Here is a 20,276-nt window from a genome sequence, read left to right as displayed (position 1 = left end):
GGCGAAGGAAGGACGGAGTGGAGTAAGCGGCAGGCTGGCGCGAGCTGCGGCGCAGCCGGCCGGCGCGGAGGGGGTAAGCCCGGCGTGCGGTCCGGGCTAGTGGCCGTCGACGCCGAGGCTTTCCAGTAGCGAGGCCCGCATTCGGGCAAGTTCCACGGAACCGCGGTCCCGGGGGCGCTCGCCGGGGACGACGACGGTGCGAACGATTGTCGCGCCCGGCGCGGCAGCGCCGTCCTCGTCCGGTTCCTTGCCCAGGATGATGATGCGGTCGGCAAGCTGGAGGGCCTCGTCGACGTCGTGGGTCACCAGCAGCACCGTGGTGGGCGCCGCGCGGTGGATGTCGAGCAACAGGTCCTGCATCTTGATCCGGGTCAGGGCATCGAGAGCGCCGAACGGCTCATCGAGCAGCAGGACGCCCGGGTTACGGGCGAGGGCACGTGCCAGGGAGGCGCGCTGGGCCATGCCGCCGGAGATTTCGCGGGGGCGGTGCTTGGCGAAATCCTTGAGGCCCACGAGTTCGAGCAGGCGGGTCACTTTGGCCTTGCCGTCCCTGGCGCTGACTCCGGTGGGCAGGCCGATGGCGATGTTGGCCTGCAAGGTGTGCCACGGGAGCAGCCGCGGTTCCTGGAAAGCAAAGGCACAGCGGGCGTCGATGCCCTGGACCGGGGTGCCGTCGATGTCGACGCTCCCCGAACTGGGGGAGTCGAGCCCTGCTGTGGCACGGAGCAGGGTGGATTTGCCGCAGCCGGAGGTGCCGAGAATCGCCAGGACTTCCCCTGATCGGACCTCGAAGTCGACATCCCGGAGGACGGTGTGGGCCGCGGAGCCTTTGCCGAAGGTGCGGCGAAGTGCGCGGAAGGAAACCGGCAGCGCGGATGTCCGCGCGGCGGCGCGCGCGGCATTCTGGGGCGCCTCAGGCGCGGCGGAGGACAGGACAGCAGACATAGGAATACTCCATCGGTCCTGGCAGTAGCACCCTACGGAAAGAGCCGTTGCGTCGGGTGGTCAATCCGACGGTTCCCGTGGCTCGATTCCTTGCTATCGCCGAAGCCCAAGGGGGATTCCGGCGACCAGGGTTGCTGCGGCTTCATCGATCCAGGTCTCTCGGCCGCTCGGGATGGTCATTTTCTACTAAAACGGAGCCGGACGGATTTCCCTAATTACGGTCTCGTGCGACGTAATATTCGGTCACGTCGGCTCGAGCGGGCGCCGATCGTTCAGTTCTTCGAAATTCCTTCGGGGCGAGTCGTTGCTGCAGACCTCGCTGCGGAAACAGTGCCGCGGCGGGCGCTAGGCTGTGCGCATGCCTCACGTCAACGATCCCGCCGTCCTCGAAAGGCTCCTGCGCACCAAGGGGCGGTGGGCGATCGTCGGCCTTAGCACCAATCAGTGGCGGGCCGCCTATGACACCTCGCTGTTCATCCGGGACCGGCTGGGCATGGAGATCATCCCGGTGAATCTTCCGGGGGATCCGGTCCACCACGAAACGGGCTACGCCCGCCTTGCCGACATCCCGGCGGAGAAGCGCCCCATCGACGTCGTCGACTGTTTCGTGAATTCCCAGCGGGTGGGGGCCGTTGTGGACCAGGCCATCGCCATCGGCGCCAAAGCCGTCTGGCTGCAACTGGGGGTCATTGACAATGCTGCCGCCGCTCGCGCCAAGGCGGCCGGGCTCGATGTCATTATGAACGCCTGCCCGGCGCAGGACGCCCGGCGCTTCAGGCTGTAACTGCGGTACCGTCGCTGCAGAAAATCGGTCGGGGGAAGTAGGCTCGAAGCATGGATGCAGCAGGGCTCCGGAAATTCTGCCTGGGCTTTCCCGGCGCCTTCGAAGATTTTCCCTTCGGACCTGAGACGTCCGTCTTCAAGGTACGCGCCGCAGTCTCGGACGGCACCCGCCACGAAGCCAAGATGTTCGCCTTATCCTCCATGGACGAGGCGAACTTCTCCGTGAGCCTGAAGTGCGAGCCGGCACTCGCCGAACAGTTGCGCGCCGCCCACCCGGAGATCGCCGGAGCCTGGCACCTTAACAAGACCCACTGGAACGGCGTCCGGCTGGACGGGTCGCTGCCCGACTCGATGGTCCGCGACATGGTCGAGGACTCCTACGACCTGGTCGTTGCCACCTTGAGCCGGCGTCAGCAGGAGCAACTGGGCTGGTCCGGACTGGCGCAGGGGTCCGGCCAGCGGGGACGGCCGTGACCGGCCCGCGGATTGCCGCCGGTGAGCTGAACTACGACGGAATCGGCTCCACCGAGCACGGGCCGCTTCCACCGCATCTGGAGCTCGTTATCACCCGGGCCTATCTGGGTGAGGGCCCTGCCACGTATCGGCGGGTGGCTCAGGGGATTCTGACCTGGCGCCTGCAGAAGGGTGCGGGCCTCCGCGTGCGTGCGGAATCCGAAGTCGTTGTCCCCGGCACCCGGGTGGTCAGCGGATTCGGTATCGGCCCGTTCCGCATCAATGCCCCGTGCGAGGTTGTCTGGGTCCACCGGCCGCTGCCCGGGGACGGGCCACAGTCCGCGGGATTCGGATACGGCACCCTGCCGGGGCATCCCGTCCGCGGCGAGGAAGCTTTCGAGGTCGAGATCGACGGGAAGGGGCGCGTAACCATCGCCATCACCGCTTTTGGCGCACCGTCCAACTGGTACTACGCCGCAGGCGGTGCCCTGACGAACTGGGCGCGGAGACGCGTCACATCCCGCTACATTGAAAGTGCACACCAACTGGCCGCCGGTGAAAGTTGATCAGGAGCAGGCAATGCTGACCCAACAGACCCTTGACCACCTGTGGGACTTCGAGCACCCGGACATTTCGGAAACACGCTTCCGGTCCGCGATGTCCGAGGACCGGTACGACGCCGACGAACGGGCCGAGTTGAAAACACAGCTGGGCCGGGCGATCGGCTTGCAGGGCCGTTTCGAGGAAGCGGACGCGGTGCTGGACGCCATCGACGGCGAGGAGCCCACCGTGGCCGTCCGCGTGCTGCTGGAACGAGGGCGGGTGCTGAACTCCAGCGGCCACGCAGAGATGGCCGTGCCGCTCCTCGAACAGGCCGCCGAACTCGCTGATCATCTGGGCGAGGAGTTCCTGGCCGTCGACGCCCTTCACATGCTGGCGGTCGCGGACACCGCCCATGCCGAGACCTGGACCCGCAGCGCCTTGGAGTACGCGTCGACGGTGCACGATGAACGGACCAAGCGATGGTTGGTGGCGCTGCATAGCGACCTGGGCTGGACCTTGCACGACGCCGGCCGCTGCACCGAGGCGATGGTGGAGTTCCAGCTCGCCGAGCAGTGGGCCGGCAGGGTGGGAACCCCGCGGCAGCAGGAGCTGGTCCGGGAGGCAATCAACGCCTGCTGAGCTGCTGCCGGAATGGAACCTTCGCAAAACTCAATGAAAGGGCTCAGCGGAAAGGGTGCGGCATGTGGATCGGATGGATTGAATTCGACTTTCTCCTGGGGGACGTCCACAGTCTGAAGGAGAAACGCTCGGTGGTGCGGCCGGTGCTCGCCGAGGTCAGGCGACGCTTCGATGTTTCCGTCACCGAGGCCGGGCTGCAGGACCAGTACCGGCGCACGGTCATCGGCGTCGGGTTGGTCGCCGCGGACCGGGCGCACCTCATCGACGTGCTGGCCGCCGTCGAACGTTTCATGGCGGTGCGCCCGGAACTCGAGCTGCTTAGCGCCCGCCAGCGCGAAATCCGCAGCGACGACTGACCATCCATTGCTCCGTAACTGCCGTATTGAGGTTCCAAAAGGGCAGTCACGGAGCAACCGGTGGAGAGTAGGGCGGCGGTTTGGCCCACGCCGCCCGGGTTCCCTGGCTGAGCTTGCGAGGCTAGGGCGGCGGTGGGGACTAGCCGAAGTACTTCGGCAGCGTCGCCTCGTGGGCCTCGCGGAGCGACTCGAGGGACAAGGTTTCGACGCCGTTGATTTCCAGCTTGCCGCTCTCGGCGTCCACCACACCGATCCGGATGTGCGCGAAGCCGCGGGCGGTGCACATGTCCTTGAAGCGGATTTCCTCGGACCGGGGCACCGCCACGATCGCGCGGCCCTGGGTCTCGGAGAACAGCGCCGTGAACAGGTCCACGCCGTCGCGGTCCAGGACATCCTGGAGCGCGATCCGGGCCCCCACGCCGTAGCGCAGCGATGACTCCACGAGGGCAGCTGCGAGACCGCCTTCGGAGAGGTCGTGGGCGGAGTCCACCATGCCGTCGCGGGAGGCGTTGATCAGGATCTCGCCCAGGGCGCGTTCGGCGGCGAGGTCAACCTCGGGCGGCAGCCCGCCGAGGTGACCGCGCAGGTTGGACCATTCCGAACCGTCCAGTTCTGCAGCCGTCGTGCCCAGCAGGTAGATGGCCTGGCCGTCCTCGCGCCAGCCCGACGGCGTGCGGCGGGCGACGTCGTCGAACTTGCCCAGCACAGCGACCACCGGAGAGGGATGGATCGGGGTTGTGCCGGTCTGGTTGTACAGCGAGACGTTGCCGCCGGTGACCGGGATGCCAAGCACCATGCAGGCGTCGGAGAGGCCACGAATGGCTTCCGCCAGCTGCCACATCACATCGGGGTCCTCGGGGGAGCCGAAGTTCAGGCAGTCGCTGACGGCCATCGGCACGGCGCCGGAGGTGGCCACGTTGCGGTACGCCTCGGCCAGCGCCAACTGTGCGCCATGGTAGGGGTCGAGGAAGGTGTAGCGGCCGTTGGCGTCGGTGGCCAGGGCCACGCCCAGGCCGGTTTCCTCGTCCACCCGGACCACGCCGGCGTCATCGGGCATCGCCAGTGCGGTGTTGCCGCCGACGTAGCGGTCGTACTGGTCGGTGATCCAGGACTTGTCGCACATGTTGGGCGAGGCAATGAGCTCGCTGATTGCCGCGGCCAGTTCCTCGGCGGTGGAAGGCCGGCCGGCGTCCTGCACGGAACCGGTGAAGACGTCGGCCTGCACGCCGTCCTGCCACTCCGGGCGGGCATACGGGCGGTCGTAGACAGGACCGTCGTGTGCCACGGTCCGCGGGTCCACGTCCACGATGACCTCGCCGTCCCAGGTGATGATCAGGCGGCCCGTGTCAGTCACGTCGCCCAGCCAGGAGTACTCCACAGCCCACTTGTCCATGACCGCCTCAAAGGCGGCGACGTTCTCGGGGGTGACCACGGCCATCATGCGTTCCTGCGACTCGGACATCAGGATTTCGCCCGGGGTCAGAGAGGGGTCGCGCAGCAGCACGGAAGTCAGTTCAACTTCCATGCCGCCGTCGCCGTTGGATGCGAGCTCGGACGTGGCGCAGGAGATGCCGGCGGCGCCCAGGTCCTGGATGCCTTCAACCAGCGAGCCCTTGAACAACTCGAGGCAGCACTCGATCAGGACCTTCTCGGCGAAGGGGTCGCCCACCTGCACGGCGGGGCGCTTGGACGGCTTGGTGTCGTCGAAGGACTCCGAGGCCAGCACGGAGGCGCCGCCGATGCCGTCGCCGCCGGTGCGGGCACCGAACAGCACCACCTTGTTGCCCTTGCCGGAGGCGTTGGCGAGGCGGATGTCCTCGTGGCGCATCACGCCGACTGCCAGCGCATTGACCAGCGGGTTCCCCTGGTACACGGAGTCGAAAACCATTTCGCCGCCGATGTTCGGCAGGCCCAGGGAGTTTCCGTAGCCGCCGATGCCGGCCACGGCGCCATGCATGACGCGGGCCGTGTCCGGGTGGTCGATGGCGCCGAACCGCAGCGGATCCATCACAGCCACCGGGCGGGCGCCCATGGAGATGATGTCGCGGACAATCCCGCCGATACCGGTTGCGGCGCCCTGGTAGGGCTCCACGAACGACGGCGAATTGTGGGACTCGATCTTGAACGTCACGGCCCAGCCGTCGCCCAGATTGGTGACACCGGCATTTTCGCCGATCCCCACCAGCATGTCCTTTTTCATCTCCTCGGTCACCTTCTCGCCAAACTGGCGCAGGTGGTTCTTGGAGGACTTGTAGGAGCAGTGCTCGCTCCACATGACCGAGTACATGGCGAGCTCGGCGCCGGTCGGGCGGCGACCCAGGACCTTCACGACCTCCTCGAACTCATTCGGCTTCAGGCCCAGTTCGGCCCAGGGAAGCTCGGTGTCCGGGGTCTTGGCCGCATTTGCAACGGTGTCGATGTTGAATTTCTTGGTGGTGTCGATGCTCATTTGGCGCCTCCCACAATCTTGTTCAGTACGGAGGTGAAGAAACCGAGGCCCTGCGTGTCGGAACCGCCGATTCCATCGAGGGATTCCGGCCCGAAACCCGCCTCGACCGCGTGTTCCGGGTGCGGCATAAGGCCCACGACGTTGCCCGCGGCGTTGGAGATGCCAGCGATATCCCGGCGGGAGCCGTTCGGGTTGAAGCCGACGTAGCGAAACACGACGCGCCCTTCAGCCTCGAGGGCATCCAGGGTTTTCTCGTCCGCGATGTACTGACCGTCCTGGTTTTTCAGCGGCACCACGATTTCCTGGCCGGCGGCGTAATCGCCGGTCCAGTCCGTCGTGTTGTTCTCCACCCGGAGGGTCTGGTCGCGGCACATGAACTTCAGGTGATCGTTCTTGATCATCGAGCCGGGCAACAGGTGCGACTCGGTGAGGATCTGGAAGCCGTTGCAGATACCGAGAACCGGCAGTTTCGCCTCCGAGTTGGCGGCGTCGATGACCTTGGCCATCAGGGGCGCGAACCGTGCGATCGCGCCGGCGCGGAGATAGTCGCCGTAGGAGAAGCCACCGGGAATGACGACGGCGTCAACGTCGCCCAGCGCCGTGTCGGCATGCCAGAGGGCCACCGGCGTGGCGCCCGCGAGACGGACCGCGCGCGCGGCGTCGCGGTCATCGAGGGTGCCGGGGAAGGTGACGACGCCGATCCGGGCGCCCGCCAGGGTGCCAGCTGGGGCGTCGGCGAAGGATTCACCGATCAGGGGGAGTTCAGTCATTTCAGGCCTCGACGACCTCGACGTTGACGACGTCCTCGATGACGGGGTTGGACAGCAGCGTCGCCGCGGCGTCGCGGGCCTGGGCCAGGATCTCCTCGGTCACCTCGCCGTCGACCGTCAGTTCAAAACGCTTGCCCTGGCGGACAGAGCTAAAGGCGGTGAAACCCAGCCGGGGCAGTGCACCCACGATGGCTTTCCCCTGCGGGTCCAGAATCTCGGGCTTGGGCATGACGTCGACAACGATCCGGGGCATCCGGTAACTCCTGTGCGTGAGCATTGGGTAAGGGCGCAGCGGAGTGATGCCGTCTCACGCCGGTCGGTGTCGGTGGTGTCAGCGGGGGTCATCCCCTTGGACGGTCCATCAAACTGTGTCAATCGACGGTGTCAAAAACGGTGTCAATAACAGACGGGATCGGGCGCTCCGCGAGCTTGCATGCCCATTCTACCGGCCAGAGTGCTTCCGGCCGCATTCAGGGCCCGACTGTGAGCGGAAGAGGGCAACGGGCCTGCTCAGCGCGCCGCGGCTATGGTCTCGGTCGGACCCCGTCAGTAGGATGTGCGCATGTCTGAGAAATCAAAATCGGTCCTGTTGCCCGTCATTGCCGCCGCTGTCTTCGCCGGCCTGGGCCGGATGGTCCTGCAGAAGATCAAGGCGGACCGGGCAGCCAAGGCAAGCAACGTCGCCGGACCCGTCGACGAAAAGACGCGCGCCTGGATCAGCGAAGTCGTCCGGACGCCCCGGCAGTAGCTTCCGGGCGCCGCCAGCCGCTCGATCAGCAGCAGTTCCCTCACAGTAACTCCCGGGCAGACACCGGTCCCGGCGGCCGGCCGCATGAAACCGCCTGTCACGGGGCGGCGTTGCCGGCCCGGGCCCGGCTTTCCGCAGCACGTCTTCGCGGCCGGCTGTTCGGCGCCCCGCCTGCCCGCTGGAAGCCGCGCCTGCCCGCTGCCCGCGGCGCCCTCGCCTGTCCACTGTGCAGCCGGAGCTGACACGGCGCGCCCCGGCTGCAGCGGCGCAAGATGTCGAGGGGTGTGACAAATTTCGATTTGTGGTTTGTTAACTATGTCGTAACTGGCTCTCACTCTGTACTGTATGACTCGACTGGTATCCGCCAGGGCTGCGCGACTCTTGCTCCCGCGGTTCCGCCAGCCTGCAGCACCCGGCAAGGACGCCGGGACCGTTCCTTATGAAAGGTTCCAATCGCTCGTGAAAACACCAGGAAAGAGCTTCCTTCGAAGCGGGGGACTCCGGAGGGCCGCGGCTTTGACCCTGGGTTTGCCGGTTCTCCTGACAACGGTCGCCTTTGCGCCCGCCACCGCGGCACCTCTCCAGGGGGCGTCCATGGCCGGGGTCGTCCAGAAAAATCTGGACCCGAACAGCTACCGGGACGGCCGCTACATCGTCGTCCTCGCTGAGAAGCCGGCCGCCACGTACGACGGCGGCACGCCCGGCCTGCCGGCCACCAAACCGGAACCAGGCAAGAAGTTAGACGCCGACAAGGCTGAGGTCAAACGGTACGAGGAGCACCTCGAAAAGAAGCAGACCGAGGTCGCCGGGCAACAGAACGTCCAGATCCAGCGTCAGTTCACCGCGGCGGTCAACGGTTTCAGCGCGACGCTGACGGCTGGACAGGCCATCAGGCTCGCCAAGGATCCCGCTGTCCTGGTGGTTGCTCCCGACACGGAAAACGCTCCCGATTATTCCAGCTCCGACTTCCTGAAGCTCAGCGGTTCCGGCGGCACCTGGGACACCAAGTTCGGCGGCCAGGATGCCGCCGGCAAGGGTGTCGTCGTCGGCGTCATCGACACCGGCTACACCCCGTCCAACCCATTTTTCGCAGGCGAGCAGGTCCAACCGCTTGTCGGCGACCCGGTGGTGGGCGTGCCCTACCGCACCGACGACGGCAAGATCGCCATGCTCAAGTCCGACGGCGACACTTTCGTCGGTGCATGCCAGACGGGCATGGAATCGGGTGCAGACTTCGACGGGTCCGCCTGCAACTCCAAGGTCCTCAGCGCCCGCTACTTCGCCGATGACTTCCTGAAGCACGTCCCAGCGCAGGGCCATGCACCGCAGGAAGTGCTGTCCCCGGTCGATGTGGACAGCCACGGCACCCACACGGCGAGCACCGCTGCCGGCAACGCCAACGTCGAGGCCTTTGTTGACGGCCGCAGCTTCGGCCTGACGAGCGGTGTAGCCCCGGCGGCCAAACTCTCCATCTACAAGGTCTGCTGGGAGGACACCGACCCCAACAGCGGCGGCTGCTATAGCTCAGCCGCCGTTGCCGCCGTCGACCAGGCCATCCACGACGGCGTTGACGTGCTCAACTACTCGATCTCCGGCTCCAGGACGACCACGACCGATCCGGTGTCCCTGGCGTTCCTGTCAGCCACCTCGGCCGGCATTTTCGTAGCCGTCTCGGCCGGCAACTCCGGCCCCACGCCGCCCAGCACCGTCAACCACGGTGCCCCGTGGGTCACCACGGTGGCCGCCAGCAGCTTCTCCCAGGAGCTGCAGGGCACCGTCGAATTCTCCGACGGCAGCAAGTTCCGCGGCGCCAGCATCATGAACCGCCAGGTCGTGAACGCCGGCGTCGTGCTGTCTGCCGCGGCGGCCGCCGAAACCGATGACGCGCACGCAGCCCTGTGTGGACCGGGCACCTTGGATCCGGCCAAAGTGGCCGGCAAGGTCGTGGTCTGTGACCGCGGTCTCTTTGACCGGGTGGCCAAGAGCGCCGAGGTCGCCCGCGGCGGCGGCGCCGGAATGATCCTGGTGAACCTCAGCAACTCCTCACTGGACACGGACAAGCACTCCGTCCCGACGGTCCACGTGAACCCGCCGGCCACCGAGACGATCAAGGCCAAGGTTGCCGCCAACCCGGCCCTCACCGTGTCCCTCGTCAACAAGGACACCACTGGCCTGTCGCTTGAGGCGCAGCCGCAGATCGCCGGATTCTCCTCCCGCGGCCCGCTCCTCGCCACCGGCTCCGACCTGCTCAAGCCCGACGTCGCAGCCCCGGGCGTCGCGGTACTGGCTGGTGTTTCGCCGATCGCCACGGGCGGTGACTATGGCTTCCTGTCCGGCACCTCCATGGCCTCGCCGCACGTCGCAGGGTTCGGCGCCCTGATTCTGGCCAAGAACCCGGCGTGGTCGCCCGCCGTCGTGAAGTCCGCGATGATGACCACCGCGGGCGAGATCAAACTCGCCAACGGCGCCAAGGATACAGACCTCCACGCTACCGGCGCCGGTCAGGTGGACCCGGCCCGCGTGCTGGATCCCGGTCTGGTGTACGACGCCGACCTGGATGACTACCTGGCCTTCGTCCAGGGCACCGGGATAGATCTGGGCATGCCGGGGCTGGGTACCACCAAGCCGCGCGACATGAACGTTCCGTCCTTCTCGCTGGGCAACCTGACCGGCAAGATCGAGGTCACTCGTACGCTGACCGCCCTGACCCCGGGCACTTACCAGGTCAAGGCTGACGTTCCCGGCGTGAAGGTCAGCGTGAGCCCCGCTGTGCTGAACTTCAGCGCGGCCGGCGAGAAGAAGAACTTCAAGGTCTCCTTTGAGAACCAGGGCGCGCCTCTCGGCAAGTTCGCCATGGGCTCGCTGACCTGGCAGGGGGCCAACAAGAACGTGGCGTCCCCGATCGCGGTCCGCCCGCAGTCCGCTGTAGCCGCGACGGATGTCGCATTCACGTCCGGGCCCGGTACCGGTTCCCGCGCCATCAACGTCGTCTCCGGCACCAACGGCCCAATCAACATGACCCTCGACGGGCTGTCCAAGGCGGATTCCACCCCGGTGGAACTGGTACCGGGACCCTTCACCGGGAGCCCGGACGATTCGAACGTCGTCAAGGACGTGGAGGTCCCGGCCGGCAGCCCGCTGGCCAAGTTCTCCGTCTTTTCCTCGGACCCGGACGCCGACTTCGACATGTATCTGGTGACTCCGACCGGTACGATCGCGGCTGCGACGCCGTCCGCGAGCGAGTCTGTCTCCATCCCGAACCCGGCACCCGGCACCTACACGATCTATGCGAACCTGTACGCCAGCCCGGGTGGGCAGGCCACCAAGGGCAGCGTCGATGCGTCCGTGATGGTTCCGAATGTGGGCAACGCGACGCTGACCCCGAACCCGCTGCGGCTGGCGAGCGGGAAGTCGGGCTCGGTTACGTTGAATTGGCAGGGCCTGGAGGTCGGTTCCTACGTCGGCCGCGTTACCTTCGCCGGAGCAAGTGATCCGACGTTCGTCAGCGTGCTGGTGACGCCGGCGGGCACCGTGGTGGTCCCGCCGACTTACGAGGACCAGGACAGCAATGACGGTCCCGGTGACAGCGGCGACGGCAGTAAAAACGACGGCAAGGACAAGGACAAGAAGGTGAAGAAGGAGAAGGGCAAGATCCAGAACGAGGATCCTAACCCCGCTCCCAACAACGCCATCTAAGCGGCATCCAGCACGTCAGCAACGGCAATGGCCGGCGGTCTCCACCGCCGGCCATTGCCGTTCGCCGTTCCGGCAGGGCCGGCGGCGTGGATCCTGCCGGTGGCCTGGATCGCGGCGCTGGAACCGGCGGACTAAATAGCGCCGGTGGAACCGGCAACACCGCCGAGCAGCGGGGCCATGGCCCGCCAGCGTGCGATCTCGCAACCATCCGTGCGGCTGAATTCGCTGTGCACCTTGCGCGCCAAGAACCAACCCGTCACCACGGCCACCTGGGGGCCGCCGTACTGCTGCGTGCACATCTTCGGCGGACCGGGCTTGGGAAAGAAGATGTCCTCGCCGAAGCGCTGCACGGCCTCAAGGGCTGCGGCCGGATCCGGTAGCGTGGATCCGGGGCCTGGAGTGCCTTCACGGGCCTCCAGCCGGAAGGTGTACTGCGGAGCGCCCGGTGACTCGGTGAGCCGGATGGTCAGGTCGACGTCGAGCCGGCCGGGTACCTCATGTGGTTCGGTCAACGCGGTCCTTCCGGACTGGTCTGGGGCGCACTGATGGCGGTCACTGTCCGGAGCGTCGGGGCGAGCTCCTGCAGCAGCCGCTTCCGCAGCTCCTGCGATTCGGCGGCGAAGGACCGCTGCTGTTCCACGTACTCGGCCTTGCCCTCGGGTGTTTCGATTCGAATGGCCGGATAGCCCCATTCGCCCAGATCGTAGGGGGACGCCTGCATGTCCATCGCCCGGATCCGCCAGGACAACTCGAAGCAGTCCATCACCAGTTCGCTGGGAAGCAGGGGGGCGAGCTTGTAAGCCCATTTATAGAGATCCATGTTCGCGTGCAGACAGCCGGGTTGCTCCATGGTCCGCTGGTTCTCGCGGCTCGGCTCGAGGCTGTTCAGCGGCACGGCGTCCGGAGTGTAGAAGCGGAAGGCGTCGAAGTGACTGCAGCGGATCCGGTTCTGCTCCACGACCTGGTCGGTGTGCTCCGGGCCGAGCCTTAGCTGCAGATATTCGTGCCGCAGCTCGAACTTGTCCTGACGGTAGACCATGGCCCATTCGTGCAGCCCGAAACAACCGAACTGTGCAGGTCTCGCTACCGTGCCGGCCAAGATGATGGCCGCGAACTCGAGCGCGTCCCGGCGGTCCCGGAGGAAGGATTCGACGTCGACCGTCACGGCGGCGGTGCCCGCCGGGAGGCCGGCGGCGGCGAGTTCGCCGTCGTCGGCGGCGCGGTAGTACTTCCAGCCGGTGCGCTCTGCCGCCTCGGGGCCGGAGAGCACGACGCCGGTGCCGGGATGCCAGCGCAGCAGTTGCCCTGGTTTTTGGGTGTAGTAAGTGAAGAGGAAGTCCTCGACCGGGTGCTTCCGGCCGGCGGACCGCCGGGACAAGTAGGGGTCGGAGTAGCGCCGGACACGCTGCTGGTGGGCTGCCTGGCGCGGCAACCAGTCTTCCCGCGGGAGGTGCACCAGCTTAGACAGCCCCTGCACTCGAACCCAGGACGTCCTTGGCGGCATTCCAGGCGGCAATCTCGCAGCCGTCGCGCAGGCTGAAGTTCGCTTCGACGGGCTGGCCGTCGACGACGCCGGAAACGGTTGCCTGCTGCGGACCGCCATACTGTTGCGTGCAGATCTGGTCCGCAGCCCTGGTGGCGGGGCTAAGGATCGCGACGTTGCCCTTGAGGGCAGTGCAGGCCGCGCCGGCATTGGGGTGCTGGCTTTCGGCGGCAGGGGTCCCGTTCTGGCAGACGAGCGTGAAGTTGGCAGGCGTGCCGGTTTCGGAGGGTTTGACCATGATGGCGAGTTCAGCGTTGCCCTGTCCCGGGCCGGCAGTCAGCGGCGCCGCCGACGGCGAAGGCGCCGGCTCCGTCGTCTCGGTGTCCGGGGACGGGGTGCCCGGGGGCGCGGAGGGGCTGGCGCTTGTCGGGGGGGAGGGGGAAGGGGAAGGCGTGGACCCGGGATTGCAGGCGGCAAGTCCTGCCACCGCCATAAGGACCAGCGCGGCGCGGCTCACTTGCTTGTACATCAGCAGTCCTCCTCTGTTACGCACATTCTACCGCCGCGGCCTATCTTCGGCAGCGGCGCGGGTGGCGGCAATCAGGTCCATCATGGAGGCGTGGAGTTGGCCGACCTGCTCCCGGGTGAGGCCCAGCCGGGTCATCATCGTGGTCGGGACCTCGGTGGCCTGCTGCCGCAGGGCGGCTCCGCGGGGCGTCAGTCCGACCGCCAGGGCGCGTTCATTCCCTGCCATGCGCTCCCGCGTGATGAAGCCCGCGGCTTCCAGGCGGCGCAGCAGCGGCGAAATGGTGGCTGGCTCCTGGGCCAGGACTTCGCTGATATTTCGGACGGAACGCGGGCTGGACTCCCACAGGCTCAGCATGACGAGGTATTGCGGGTGCGTCAGGCCAAGCTTGTCGAGCACGGGCTTATAGGCGCCCACCACACTGCGCGACGCTACGGTCAGAGCGAAGCAGAGTTGCTGCTCCAGCAGGAGATCGTCGTCAGCTGCATCTTGAACGCTCGGGTTCATTTTCGAGACCTCGGTCATGTTTGTCACGGGGAGCCTCCTGTCGATAGTTAGCGTGCTAATCATTAGCGTACACTGGAGTGAGTCTTTCGTTCTGAGGAGTGGATAAATGGAAAAAGAAAGCCCCGCCCAGAGGTTCATGCGTAGAGCCGGCAAACTCCGGGCCATTTTTGGCCCGGCCAACCGGAGTTCCATCGGGCACGAAATGACGGAGCAGAACCGGCAGCTGCTGGCCCAGCGCGAGGCCGAGACCCAGCAGTGGGAGACACTGCGCCGGCCCGATGGCAGCACGTACGTCGTGCCCAGGAACCCGAACGATCAGTCGCTGCGGTAGGTGGCTCCGGCGGCATGGTTCCGCCTTGTTTGGGCCGTCTGCTTGTCATGCCTTTCCCCGCGAGTCGGGCGTAAAATAACCTCAGCGGCACTAGCTTTCAGCCAGGGCCGTAGCTGCCTGACCTGAACGGTGGAAAGGGGGTGGGAATTGTGGCAATTGCGCTAGGTGTACTGAGACAGCACCTGCACCCGTCATCGTGGGCTCGTTTCCTTTTTGGGCCGGCCTCACGTGGGGACTACACCGCACCGGTCGTTCACAGGCACGACGACTTCGAACAGGCCTCTGAAGTGGACCTGGCCGGTTTTGAAGTTGAAACCGACGCCGAGGGACACCGCTATGCGGTCCGTCGGGAAGACCTCCCGAAAGAGCAAGTCTGAGGTGCTCCGGGCAAGGGGGCGAAATGCCCCGTGCCGGGGGCGAACAAAAGGGAGCGGCACCTGCCGCTCCCTTTTTGTCGCTTCGTCGCGGTCGCCGCGGCGGCTCAACGGCCGGTGCCGCGGATCAGCGGCCTCAGCTCAGCGGCCGGTGCCGCCATAGACGGTCGCCTCGTCCTCACTGTCCAGGTCGAACGCTTTGTGGATGGCGCGAACGGCGTCGTCCAGCAGATCGGCGTGGGTGACAACCGAGATGCGGATCTCCGAGGTGGAGATCATGTTGATGTTGATCCCGGCCGCCGAGAGCGCCGCGAAGAAGCGCGCCGAAACGCCCGGGTGGGAGCGCATGCCGGCGCCGATCAGGGACAGCTTGCCGATCTTCTCGTTGTATTCGATGCTCTCGAAGCCGATTTCGGCTTCGGCGGCGCGCAGGGCGGCCAGGGCGTCGGCGCCCTCGATGATCGGCAACGTGAAGGAGATGTCAGTCCGGCCGGTGCCGTGCGTCGAGACGTTCTGGACGATCATGTCGATGTTGGAGTGCGCATCGGCGATGACCTGGAAGATGGCCGCAGCCTTGCCAGGGATATCCGGAACTCCGACGACCGTGACCTTGGCTTCGGAACGGTCGTGGGCAACGCCGGAAATGATTGGCTGCTCCAAGGCAACTCCCTCTTGGGTCGTGATCTTGTCGTCGGCGCTGGGCAGGACCCAGGTGCCTTCGTTCTGGCTGAATGAGGAACGGACGTGCAGTGGCACGCCGAAGCGCCGGGCGTATTCGACGCAGCGCAGGTGGAGAATCTTGGCTCCGGAGGCTGCCAGCTCCAGCATTTCCTCGCTGGAGATCCTGTCGATCTTCCGAGCGGACGGAACCACGCGCGGATCGGCGGTGTAGATGCCGTCGACGTCTGTGAAGATCTCACAGACGTCGGCCTCGAGTGCGGCTGCCAGTGCCACTGCCGTCGTGTCCGAACCGCCGCGGCCCAGCGTGGTGATTTCGTTGGTGGCTCGACTCATGCCCTGGAATCCGGCCACGATCGCGATGTGGCCCTTGTCGAGGGCCGTGCGGATGCGGTGCGGGTCGACGTCGATGATCCGCGCCTTGCCGTGGATGCCGTCAGTGATCATGCCAGCCTGCGAGCCGGTGAAGGACTGGGCGGAGGCACCGAACTTATTGATCGCCATCGCCAGCAGGGCCATCGAGATGCGTTCGCCGGCGGAGAGGAGCATGTCCATTTCGCGGGCGGGCGCGGAGTCGGTGACCTGGGCGGCGAGGTCGAGGAGTTCGTCGGTGGTGTCGCCCATAGCCGAGACCACAACAACGACTTCGTCGCCGGCATTCTGTGCGTCCACTACGCGCCTGGCGACGCGCTTGATGCCTTCCGCGTCCGCCACCGAGGAACCGCCGAACTTCTTCACCACAAGGTGCTTGGTGACGGCGGCAGAGACGGGCAGCTCCTGCGGCTGCGGTCCGGGCTGGACTTCGGTAGTGGGCAAACTCATGCGCGCACCCTCACTGCATCATCGGGGTTCTGGGCCAAGCAACCAAATGGCGCGACCGCGTAACTTCTACGCCAAGTTTATCGCTGGCAGCGCTCGAGCGTTGAATTGTGACCGCATGCCAGACGTCCCTGCTCCGGACATGCCCTCCCTTGGCCGCGAGGGATGGGCATATGGGCATCATGTCCATTGCTGGGCGCGGGGGCTGGACATGTCCACGGGCCCTCAGGACATGCCCTCCGCTCGTAGCGGGGAGTGGACATGCCCTCCGCTGGGCGCGAATGGACATGCCCTTCCTTGGCCGCGAGGGATGGGCATATGGGCATCATGTCCATCGCTCGGCGCAGGGGCTGGACATGTCCCGGGGAAGATACGGCGACGGGCGGATGGGTGCCGAGGGCGCCGAGGTCAGCTCAGCGCGTTGCGGCGGCCTTCAAAAGCGCGGCCAAGTGTGACTTCATCGGCATATTCGAGGTCCCCGCCGACCGGCAGCCCGGAGGCGAGCCGCGTGACCGCGATGCCGATCGACTTGAGCATCCGGGCGAGATACGTTGCCGTGGCCTCTCCTTCGAGGTTGGGGTCGGTCGCGATGATGATTTCCTGGATGGCGCCGTCGTTGAGCCGGGTAAGGAGTTCACGGATCCGGAGCTGTTCGGGGCCGACGCCTGCAATAGGATTGATCGCGCCGCCGAGCACGTGATACCTGCCACGAAACGAACGGGTCCGCTCCACCGCGAGCACATCTTTGGATTCTTCGACGACGCAGATGACCGAAGGGTCGCGGCGCGGGTCGCGGCAGATATTGCAGAGTTCCTGTTCGGTGACGTTTCCGCAGACGGTACAGAACTTGACCCGTTCCTTGACCATCGTGATCGCGTCAACCAGCCGCTTCATGTCCTGCGGGTCGGCCTCCAGGATGTGGAAAGCCAGCCGTTGCGCGGACTTGGGCCCGACCCCCGGAAGGCGTCCGAGCTCGTCGATCAGCTCTTGAACTGCACCTTCGTACACAATGTCCTCGTTCGTTAGGGGAGTGGGCAGCGGACCCGGGGCAGTGCGGGGCGGCTAGAGGCGCGCGGCGAGTGGACTGCCGTCCAAAGACCGCTCCTCCACCAGCTTCCCGCCCAGAATACGCTCGACGGCGGCGCGGCCGAAGACGCCCGATTCCTCGATGGTCTCGTCGTCCGCGCTGGGGACGTCCTGCACATAGCTGGTGGCTGCCGCGGCACGGGCTGGTGCCTTGGCCCGTCCAGCCTCCGCTTCCGGGCTGTTGGACAGCCGCTGGTAGAGGCTCTGCCGGCCGGCGGTGTCTTGAGCTGCAGGCATTGCGGGATCGGGACCGGCGACGCGTGCCGGCTGCGGCGCGGCTACGGGCGTCGACGGTGCGGTCATCGGGGCAATATCTGCGGCGGCGATCGAGGCTCGGTCGGCGAGGGCGGCACCAACTGGCACCGGCTGCGGCACCCCCCAACTGTCCGCGGCACTGTCAGATCCAGCGGAAGCAGCGGCAGCATATTCTGGAATCTGAGCTGCTGCAGGTGCATAGTGGGGCGGTTTCGGTTTCGGTTCCGGTTCCGGTTCCGGCTGGTGCGCGGGCTGGGGCGGCAGTTCATCCGCCGACCGGGCGTTGCCGCCCACATTGGACTCCGCGCCTATGGTCCAAACGCCGGGGGACTGCTCAACGGCGCGTGCCCATGGGTCATCACCGCTGCCCGGTGTGGGCGTTACATCCACCGACGCGGAGGGAGCGGCGTCGGGGGCAACTGCCGGAGCGGCCTTCCTGCGGACTGCGCTCGGGGCCGATGCGACTGCTGACGGTGCCGCTACGGGTGTCGAGGAAACTGTGGGGTCCCAATCCATGGGCGGTTCCTCGTCGATCGGCGGCGCGTCTTCGTCCCGGGGCGGGCCCCAGTCATCGTCGGGGTAGGCGTAGGAGCCAGAGGGATCAGCCGTGCGGAGCGTTTCGGGCTCGGCTTCGGGCCCAGCGGCGGCTACGGCGTCGCGCGGGACCTGCGGGGCGGCGTCGGCCATTGGATCCGGTCGTTGGGAAGAGGGTGGGTGCACTGCGCGTGATGCCGCGGGCGCCAGGGTGTGCGATTCCACGGGGACAATGCTCGGCTCCGCCGCTAAGGGGGCAGGGCTGGGCTCCGCCGAAGGGGCAGGTTGCGATGCGGCCTGCCGGGAGTCCGGAACCAGCCCCCAGGCCGCATCAGCGGACGTCGTCGGGACGTCCGGGCTAGCGGGTGCTTTTGGGTTTGGCTCAGAGCTCGCTGAGCTGTTGCTGCCTGCCGCGACGGCGTGAATCTGGCAGTCGATTCCGATGGTCTTGTGGATTGCCTGGCGCAGGTTGTCGGCGTGGTCGGCACGGCCGAAGGCGCCCGCCAGCCCGGAAGTGGTGAAGGCAAGAGTCAGGACCTGGCCTTCGAACTGGCCGACCTGGGCGTTGGGTTCCACCAGCGCCCAGGTACTGCGCTTAATCTTGGTCAGTGTCTGCAGGATCTCAGGCCAGGCTCGGCGGAGGACCTCGACGTCGGCACCGGTTCCGCCAGCGGGCGGTGCTGCGGGGGTGGCCATCGCGACCATCTGTCGGTCGTTTTCCTGTTGCGGCTGTTGCGGCTGTTGCGGCTGCTGCGGGGCCGGCCGCGCTGGGCTGGATGGGGCAAGCTGCGCGGGCGCGGGGGAGGCCACGGCAGGGTTCGGTGCCGTCCGGGTCGGTGCCCCGGCTTCATCGACCGGCCAGTCGCTAGTGCTGACCCGGGGTGCGGTGAGCTGTTCCCGGGCCGGTCCGGCGTCGCGCTGCGTCGGCGCGGGAGAAGTTGGTGCTGCGGCTTCCGCGTTCACCGGGGCCTGAACCGGAACCGGAGCCGGGGCCACAGGCGCAGGGGCGGCGGCAGCAACAGCAAGGACCGGGGCCGCAGGGGCTGCGGCGACCGCGACAGGGGCAGCGGCCGGCGTAGGGGCAGTGGCGGGAGCTCCGACGTCGTTTCCGGCGTAGTTCAGCCGGCGCTCGACCCGGTCGATCCGGGCGGCGATGCCGCGTTCGCTCTGCTCCGAGGAGGGCAGCAGGATCCGGGCACACAGCAGTTCGAGGTGCAGCCGCGGAGACGTGGCCCCGGTCATGTCAGTCAGCGCGGTGTTGGTGACGTCGGCAGCGCGGGAGAGTTCTGCGGCCCCGAGGTTGTGCGCCTGGTTCTGCATCCGCGCGATCTGGTCCGCCGGCATGCCTCGCAGGATCGACTGGGCGCTTTCGGGCATGGCCTGCACGATGATGAGGTCACGGAAGCGCTCGAGCAGGTCCTCCACGAAGCGGCGGGGATCATGCCCGGTCTGGATGACCCGGTCCACCGCGCGGAACACGGTGGCGGCGTCGGATGCGGCCACGGCCTCGACCACGTCGTCCAGCAGCGATGCGTGCGTGTAGCCAAGGAGGGCAACGGCCAGTTCATAGTCGAGTCCGGCCGGACCGGCACCCGCCATGAGCTGGTCCAGCACCGAGAGCGAGTCGCGGACCGAGCCGGCACCGGCGCGAATCACGAGCGACAGCACGCCGGGAGCCACCGGAACGTTCTCCTGCTTGCAGAGCAGTTCGAGGTACGCCATGAGGGGCTCCGGCGGCACTAGCCGGAAGGGGTAGTGGTGGGTGCGGGAACGGATGGTGCCAATGACCTTGTCCGGCTCCGTCGTGGCAAAGATGAATTTGATGTGTTCCGGCGGCTCTTCCACGATCTTCAGCAGGGCGTTGAAGCCGGCGGAGGTGACCATGTGGGCTTCGTCGATAATGAAGATCTTGTAGCGGTCGCGGACGGGCGCGTAGGTGGCCCGCTCACGCAGGTCGCGGGCGTCGTCGACGCCTCCGTGGCTGGCGGCGTCGATCTCGATGACGTCCAGGGAGCCGGAGCCTCCGCGGGCGAGCTCGACGCAGCTGGCGCACTTGCCGCAGGGGGTGTCCGTGGGGCCCTCGGCGCAGTTCAGGCAGCGGGCCAGGATCCGGGCGGAGGTGGTTTTTCCGCAGCCGCGCGGGCCGGAAAAGAGGTAGGCGTGGTTGACGCGGTTCTTCCGCAGGGCCGTCATCAGCGGCTCGGTAACGTGTTCCTGCCCGATAACGTCCGCGAACGAATCGGGGCGGTATCTACGGTAAAGCGCGGTAGTAACAGTCACAGATAAACCCTACCAATCGGC

20 protein-coding genes are annotated in these 20,276 nt (G+C 66.8%); 9 read left to right on the top strand and 11 right to left on the bottom strand.

The window, feature by feature from the left end:
* Positions 1-96: 96 nt before the first annotated feature.
* Positions 97-945, bottom strand: a complete 849-nt coding sequence (locus QFZ69_RS18815) for an ABC transporter ATP-binding protein (protein ID WP_306913542.1) — start codon at positions 943-945, stop codon at positions 97-99.
* Between the two features lie 358 nt (positions 946-1,303).
* On the opposite strand from QFZ69_RS18815, the gene QFZ69_RS18810 reads away from it, so the two are divergent.
* The 5 genes from QFZ69_RS18810 (at position 1,304) to QFZ69_RS18790 (ending at position 3,719) form a co-directional block, all read left to right on the top strand.
* Entirely contained in the window at positions 1,304-1,729 is a 426-nt protein-coding gene (locus QFZ69_RS18810) for a CoA-binding protein (RefSeq protein ID WP_306913540.1), read from the top strand.
* 50 nt (positions 1,730-1,779) lie between these two features.
* Positions 1,780-2,202 (top strand): MmcQ/YjbR family DNA-binding protein, encoded by a 423-nt coding sequence (locus QFZ69_RS18805; protein ID WP_306913539.1) that lies wholly within the window; start codon positions 1,780-1,782, stop codon positions 2,200-2,202.
* Entirely contained in the window at positions 2,199-2,747 is a 549-nt protein-coding gene (locus QFZ69_RS18800; RefSeq protein ID WP_306913537.1) for a DUF1990 family protein, read from the top strand. Before QFZ69_RS18805 ends, QFZ69_RS18800 begins: the two co-directional genes overlap by 4 nt.
* Before the next feature lie 13 nt (positions 2,748-2,760).
* Entirely contained in the window at positions 2,761-3,363 is a 603-nt protein-coding gene (locus QFZ69_RS18795) for a hypothetical protein (protein ID WP_306913536.1), read from the top strand.
* Between the two features lie 62 nt (positions 3,364-3,425).
* On the top strand, positions 3,426-3,719 hold the full coding sequence (locus QFZ69_RS18790) for a DUF503 domain-containing protein (RefSeq protein ID WP_306913534.1): 294 nt from the start codon (positions 3,426-3,428) through the stop codon (positions 3,717-3,719).
* A 139-nt stretch (positions 3,720-3,858) separates the two neighbouring features.
* Here QFZ69_RS18790 and purL read toward each other — a convergent pair whose 3' ends face one another.
* The 3 genes from purL to purS are packed head-to-tail and all read right to left on the bottom strand — an operon-like array spanning position 3,859 to position 7,191.
* Positions 3,859-6,168 (bottom strand): phosphoribosylformylglycinamidine synthase subunit PurL, encoded by a 2,310-nt coding sequence (gene purL / locus QFZ69_RS18785; protein ID WP_306913532.1) that lies wholly within the window; start codon positions 6,166-6,168, stop codon positions 3,859-3,861.
* Entirely contained in the window at positions 6,165-6,938 is a 774-nt protein-coding gene (gene purQ, locus QFZ69_RS18780; protein ID WP_306913530.1) for a phosphoribosylformylglycinamidine synthase subunit PurQ, read from the bottom strand. The genes purL and purQ overlap by 4 nt, the downstream gene beginning before the upstream one ends.
* A 1-nt stretch (position 6,939) precedes the next feature.
* Positions 6,940-7,191, bottom strand: a complete 252-nt coding sequence (gene purS, locus QFZ69_RS18775; RefSeq protein WP_056736153.1) for a phosphoribosylformylglycinamidine synthase subunit PurS — start codon at positions 7,189-7,191, stop codon at positions 6,940-6,942.
* A gap of 309 nt (positions 7,192-7,500) precedes the next feature.
* Here purS and QFZ69_RS18770 point away from each other — a divergent pair, with 309 nt between their 5' ends.
* Positions 7,501-7,686, top strand: a complete 186-nt coding sequence (locus QFZ69_RS18770) for a hypothetical protein (RefSeq protein ID WP_306913526.1) — start codon at positions 7,501-7,503, stop codon at positions 7,684-7,686.
* A 594-nt stretch (positions 7,687-8,280) separates the two neighbouring features.
* A complete protein-coding gene (locus tag QFZ69_RS18765) occupies positions 8,281-11,382 on the top strand; it encodes a S8 family serine peptidase (RefSeq protein WP_306913524.1) in 3,102 nt (1,033 codons plus the stop codon).
* A 131-nt stretch (positions 11,383-11,513) separates the two neighbouring features.
* On the opposite strand, the gene QFZ69_RS18760 is transcribed toward QFZ69_RS18765, so the two are convergent.
* Genes QFZ69_RS18760 through QFZ69_RS18745 form a run of 4 tightly spaced genes read right to left on the bottom strand, consistent with a single transcriptional unit; the run spans position 11,514 to position 13,916 of the window.
* Complete coding sequence (locus QFZ69_RS18760) at positions 11,514-11,894, bottom strand: serine protease inhibitor (protein ID WP_306913523.1); 381 nt, start codon at positions 11,892-11,894, stop codon at positions 11,514-11,516.
* Complete coding sequence (locus tag QFZ69_RS18755; RefSeq protein ID WP_306913522.1) at positions 11,891-12,886, bottom strand: 3-methyladenine DNA glycosylase; 996 nt, start codon at positions 12,884-12,886, stop codon at positions 11,891-11,893. The genes QFZ69_RS18760 and QFZ69_RS18755 overlap by 4 nt, the downstream gene beginning before the upstream one ends.
* Positions 12,843-13,394 carry an SSI family serine proteinase inhibitor gene (locus QFZ69_RS18750; RefSeq protein WP_306913521.1) on the bottom strand — a complete coding sequence of 184 codons (552 nt, stop codon included), beginning with the start codon at positions 13,392-13,394 and terminating at the stop codon, positions 12,843-12,845. Before QFZ69_RS18750 ends, QFZ69_RS18755 begins: the two co-directional genes overlap by 44 nt.
* A gap of 27 nt (positions 13,395-13,421) precedes the next feature.
* Positions 13,422-13,916 carry a MarR family winged helix-turn-helix transcriptional regulator gene (locus QFZ69_RS18745; protein ID WP_306919501.1) on the bottom strand — a complete coding sequence of 165 codons (495 nt, stop codon included), beginning with the start codon at positions 13,914-13,916 and terminating at the stop codon, positions 13,422-13,424.
* A gap of 88 nt (positions 13,917-14,004) precedes the next feature.
* Here QFZ69_RS18745 and QFZ69_RS18740 point away from each other — a divergent pair, with 88 nt between their 5' ends.
* Together QFZ69_RS18740 and QFZ69_RS18735 are read left to right on the top strand one after the other, a co-directional pair.
* On the top strand, positions 14,005-14,229 hold the full coding sequence (locus QFZ69_RS18740) for a hypothetical protein (RefSeq protein ID WP_306913520.1): 225 nt from the start codon (positions 14,005-14,007) through the stop codon (positions 14,227-14,229).
* 170 nt (positions 14,230-14,399) lie between these two features.
* On the top strand, positions 14,400-14,606 hold the full coding sequence (locus QFZ69_RS18735; protein WP_306919500.1) for a hypothetical protein: 207 nt from the start codon (positions 14,400-14,402) through the stop codon (positions 14,604-14,606).
* 138 nt (positions 14,607-14,744) lie between these two features.
* Here QFZ69_RS18735 and QFZ69_RS18730 read toward each other — a convergent pair whose 3' ends face one another.
* The 3 genes from QFZ69_RS18730 to QFZ69_RS18720 all read right to left on the bottom strand — a co-directional run bounded on the left by QFZ69_RS18730 (position 14,745) and on the right by QFZ69_RS18720 (position 20,255).
* On the bottom strand, positions 14,745-16,103 hold the full coding sequence (locus QFZ69_RS18730) for an aspartate kinase (protein ID WP_306913519.1): 1,359 nt from the start codon (positions 16,101-16,103) through the stop codon (positions 14,745-14,747).
* Between the two features lie 405 nt (positions 16,104-16,508).
* Positions 16,509-17,108: a recombination mediator RecR gene (gene recR, locus QFZ69_RS18725; protein ID WP_306913518.1), complete on the bottom strand. Its 600-nt coding sequence runs from the start codon at positions 17,106-17,108 to the stop codon at positions 16,509-16,511.
* Positions 17,109-17,162: 54 nt separating this feature from the next.
* On the bottom strand, positions 17,163-20,255 hold the full coding sequence (locus QFZ69_RS18720) for a DNA polymerase III subunit gamma and tau (RefSeq protein ID WP_306913517.1): 3,093 nt from the start codon (positions 20,253-20,255) through the stop codon (positions 17,163-17,165).
* Between the last annotated feature and the right edge of the window lie 21 nt (positions 20,256-20,276).

The sequence above is a fragment of the Arthrobacter sp. V1I7 genome, from assembly GCF_030817015.1.
Classification (GTDB): Bacteria; Actinomycetota; Actinomycetes; order Actinomycetales; family Micrococcaceae; genus Arthrobacter.
The sequence above is the reverse complement of the archived record's forward strand: the minus strand, read 5'-3'. Positions and strand labels throughout refer to the sequence as shown.